The organism is Okeania sp. (genome assembly GCF_983059655.1).
In genome coordinates this window covers 1-2978 of record NZ_CEZPJD010000898.1, presented here as the reverse complement: position 1 = coordinate 2978, position 2978 = coordinate 1, and the positions used below count along the sequence as shown (strand labels likewise).

Sequence of the window (2978 nt, the reverse complement as noted above, 5' to 3'; positions counted from 1 at the left end):
CTACAACTTTACTCAGAGTAAATTTACTATACGGCATAATGGAAGTGGGGGAGTAGGGGAGTGGGGGAGTGAGGGAGTGAGGGAGTGGGGGAAGAAAAGTAAACAATAAATAGCACTTAGTAACTAATTTACTCTAAAAGTAGGTTATTTAGGATTACCTATAAATTGCAAATTACTCATCCACTAATTAAAGATTTTAGCTTTTCAAGTTTAGACAAATATTTATATTATCATTGCATTTTCTTAGCAAGTTTAGCACAATTTTCCTAGAAATTATTGCTTTGGATTAGTTTGTTTAAAGCTATTATTTTTTTGACAAATATCAAAACATATGGTAATTAAATATAAAAATCTAGAGGTAATGACTAATGAAAATTGCGTTTTTAGGAACAGGTTTAATGGGTCTACAAATGGCTCAAAAATTGTTAGAAGCTAATCATGTTGTAACTGCTTATAATCGTACTCAATCAAAATTAGAACCTTTACAAAAAATAGGGGCTAAAATTGCTAATTCTCCCGCAGAAGCTATTCAAAATTCTGAATGTTTAATTTTGATGTTGACTAATACTGAAGCTATTCAAAATGTACTTTTATCTGATAGCTCAAAAGCGGAATTATCGGGTCGAACAGTAATTCAAATGGGAACTATTTCCCCCACTGAAAGTAAAGAAATTAGAGATGAAGTTGTTGCTTGTGGTGGTGAATATTTAGAAGCTCCTGTTTTGGGCAGTATTCCTCAAGTAAAATCTGGTAGTTTAATTGTTATGGTGGGAGCTTCATCAGAACAATATGAAAAATGGTGTGGTTTATTAAAGATATTTAGTCGTGAGCCATTACATATTGGTGCGGTAGGTAGTGGTGCTGCAATTAAGTTGGCAATGAATCAATTAATTGGTTCTTTAACAACTGCTTTTGCTTTGAGTTTAGGGTTGATAGTTCGAGAAGGAATAGATGTAGATTTGTTTATGCAAATTGTTCGGGATAGCGCTTTATATGCTCCAACATTTGATAAAAAATTACCACGAATGTTAGACAGGAATTATGAAAATCCTAATTTTCCAGCCAAACATTTATTAAAGGATACGAACATATTTATTAATGCGGCAGAATCAGCAGGACTTGATGTGAGTATTCAAGAAGGAGTGCGTAAAGTTTTGGAGAAAACTATTGAATTAGGATTGTCAGATGTGGATTATTCTGCTTTATTTTCGGCAGTTAATCCAGAGAATTAGAATATGTTTTCTTTTGATAATCATGTTCTTCCAAAGTGATGAAAAAAATTACCCTTAATTGTGGTGTTGCTGATTTGGTGTATGAAATTCAAGTTATTGGTAAGTTTTCACCAAATCTTTAGTTGAATAAAAAGTCATGCGTAGGGGCGAGTAACACCCAATAGCAAAATAGTATCATAATTTTTTGGGGGGTGCAAGAGGAAAAACCTTGTCGTTTTTTTGGAGCTTCACAGAATGCAGGTAGATCGTCGGTGCATCCGCGACCAAATCCTTGTCTAGCTGATGGGGTGAAAAATTTGGCGATCATTACTTCTTTTTTTAGTAGTGCTTCACAAGATGAGAATTTTTCTGGTGCTTTGATGGTGTGAGTATCTCTTATATATATATTCAGTGGCGATATGCTGTTTTTGCGTTGAATAAAAAGTCATAAGTAGGGGCGAGCAGCACCCAATAATTACATACTATCATAATTTTTTTGGGGAATTCAAGAGGAAATACCTTGCCGTTTTTTTTTTGAGCTTCACGGGATGAGAATCTGTTGGATTTGTGAATATAGCGTTGGCAGAGCAAGTGCGTTAGCTACATCGCTTCTACATGAGTAATTATCGATCTGTTGATGGGGTGAAAAATTTTCCGGTCGTTAGTTCTTGATCTAAAGTGCTTCACAGGATGATGATGTTTCTCTGTTTTGATGTCTGGGCGGTACTCCATTGTAATTATTTTTGTTACCAGACACGGTAGTGGGAGCATCTTGCTCCCGTACTTTCCATTACTATGCAGGATTACCGATGTCTGAATATCCCTTCTATATATATTCAGTAAAGAAATGCTGTTTTGGCGTTGAATAAAAAGTCATGCATAGGGGCGAGCAACACCCAATAACAAAATAGTATCACGATTTTTTTGGGGGTGCAAGAGGAAAAACCTTGCCGTTTTTTTTGAGCTTCACAAAATGCATGTTAATCATCTGTGTATCCGTGGCTAAATCCTTGTCTGGCTGATGGGGTGAAAAATTTTCTGATGCTAAATACGGTTATGAAAAGGTACTTTTTCCAAATCTTCTCTAATCCTTCTGCCTTCTGCCTTCTGCCTTCTGCCTTACTTTCCTAATAAAGCTCCTATCTAAACAGGATTTAGTATGATTGTTACTTTTACAGCAAAGTGTTTCACAGAATGATATTTTTTCTGCTTTGATAGTGTGAGTATCTCTTCTATATATATATTTCTATATATATTCAGTAACGAAATGCCGTTTTTGCGTTGAATAAAAAGTCATATTTAGGGGCGAGTAGAACCCAATGATTAAATACTATCATAATTTTTTGGGGAATTCAAGGATAAATACCTTGCCGTTTTTTTTGAGCTTCACAAGATGCAGATGAATCATCCCTGTATCCGTGACCAAATCCTTGTCTGGCTGATGGGGATGAAAAATTTGGCGATCGCTACTTATTAAGGTGCTTCACAGGATGATAATTTTTCTGCTTTGATAGTCTTAGTGTGAGTATCTCTTATATATATATTCAGTGGCGATATGCTGTTTTTGCGTTGAATAAAAAGTCATGCTTAGGGGCGAGTAGAACCCAATGGTTACATAGTATCACGATTTTTTTGGCGATGCAAGAGCAAAGACCTTGCCGTTTTTTTTGAGCTTCACAAAATGCAGATGAATCATCCGTGTATCCGTGGCTAAATCCTTGTCTGGCTGATGGGGATGAAAAATTTGGCGATCGCTACTTATTAAGG

General features: G+C 35.7%; 3 protein-coding genes. 2 read left to right on the top strand and 1 reads right to left on the bottom strand.

Annotated features, from left to right (window positions below; genetic code table 11):
* Positions 1-368 precede the first annotated feature (368 nt).
* On the top strand, positions 369-1232 hold the full coding sequence (locus AC3DU7_RS29935) for an NAD(P)-dependent oxidoreductase (protein WP_488040718.1): 864 nt from the start codon (positions 369-371) through the stop codon (positions 1230-1232).
* A gap of 191 nt (positions 1233-1423) precedes the next feature.
* Positions 1424-1600, top strand: a complete 177-nt coding sequence (locus AC3DU7_RS29930) for a hypothetical protein (RefSeq protein WP_488040717.1) — start codon at positions 1424-1426, stop codon at positions 1598-1600.
* A gap of 211 nt (positions 1601-1811) precedes the next feature.
* On the opposite strand, the gene AC3DU7_RS29925 is transcribed toward AC3DU7_RS29930, so the two are convergent.
* Positions 1812-1943: a hypothetical protein gene (locus tag AC3DU7_RS29925; protein ID WP_488040716.1), complete on the bottom strand. Its 132-nt coding sequence runs from the start codon at positions 1941-1943 to the stop codon at positions 1812-1814.
* Between the last annotated feature and the right edge of the window lie 1035 nt (positions 1944-2978).

Bases quoted from the DNA above. Each gene is read 5' to 3' on its own strand.
- AC3DU7_RS29925 (WP_488040716.1), bottom strand. From the start codon at position 1,943: ATGGAGTACCGCCCAGACATCAAAACAGAGAAACATCATCATCCTGTG.
- AC3DU7_RS29935 (WP_488040718.1), top strand. From the start codon at position 369: ATGAAAATTGCGTTTTTAGGAACAGGTTTAATGGGTCTACAAATGGCT.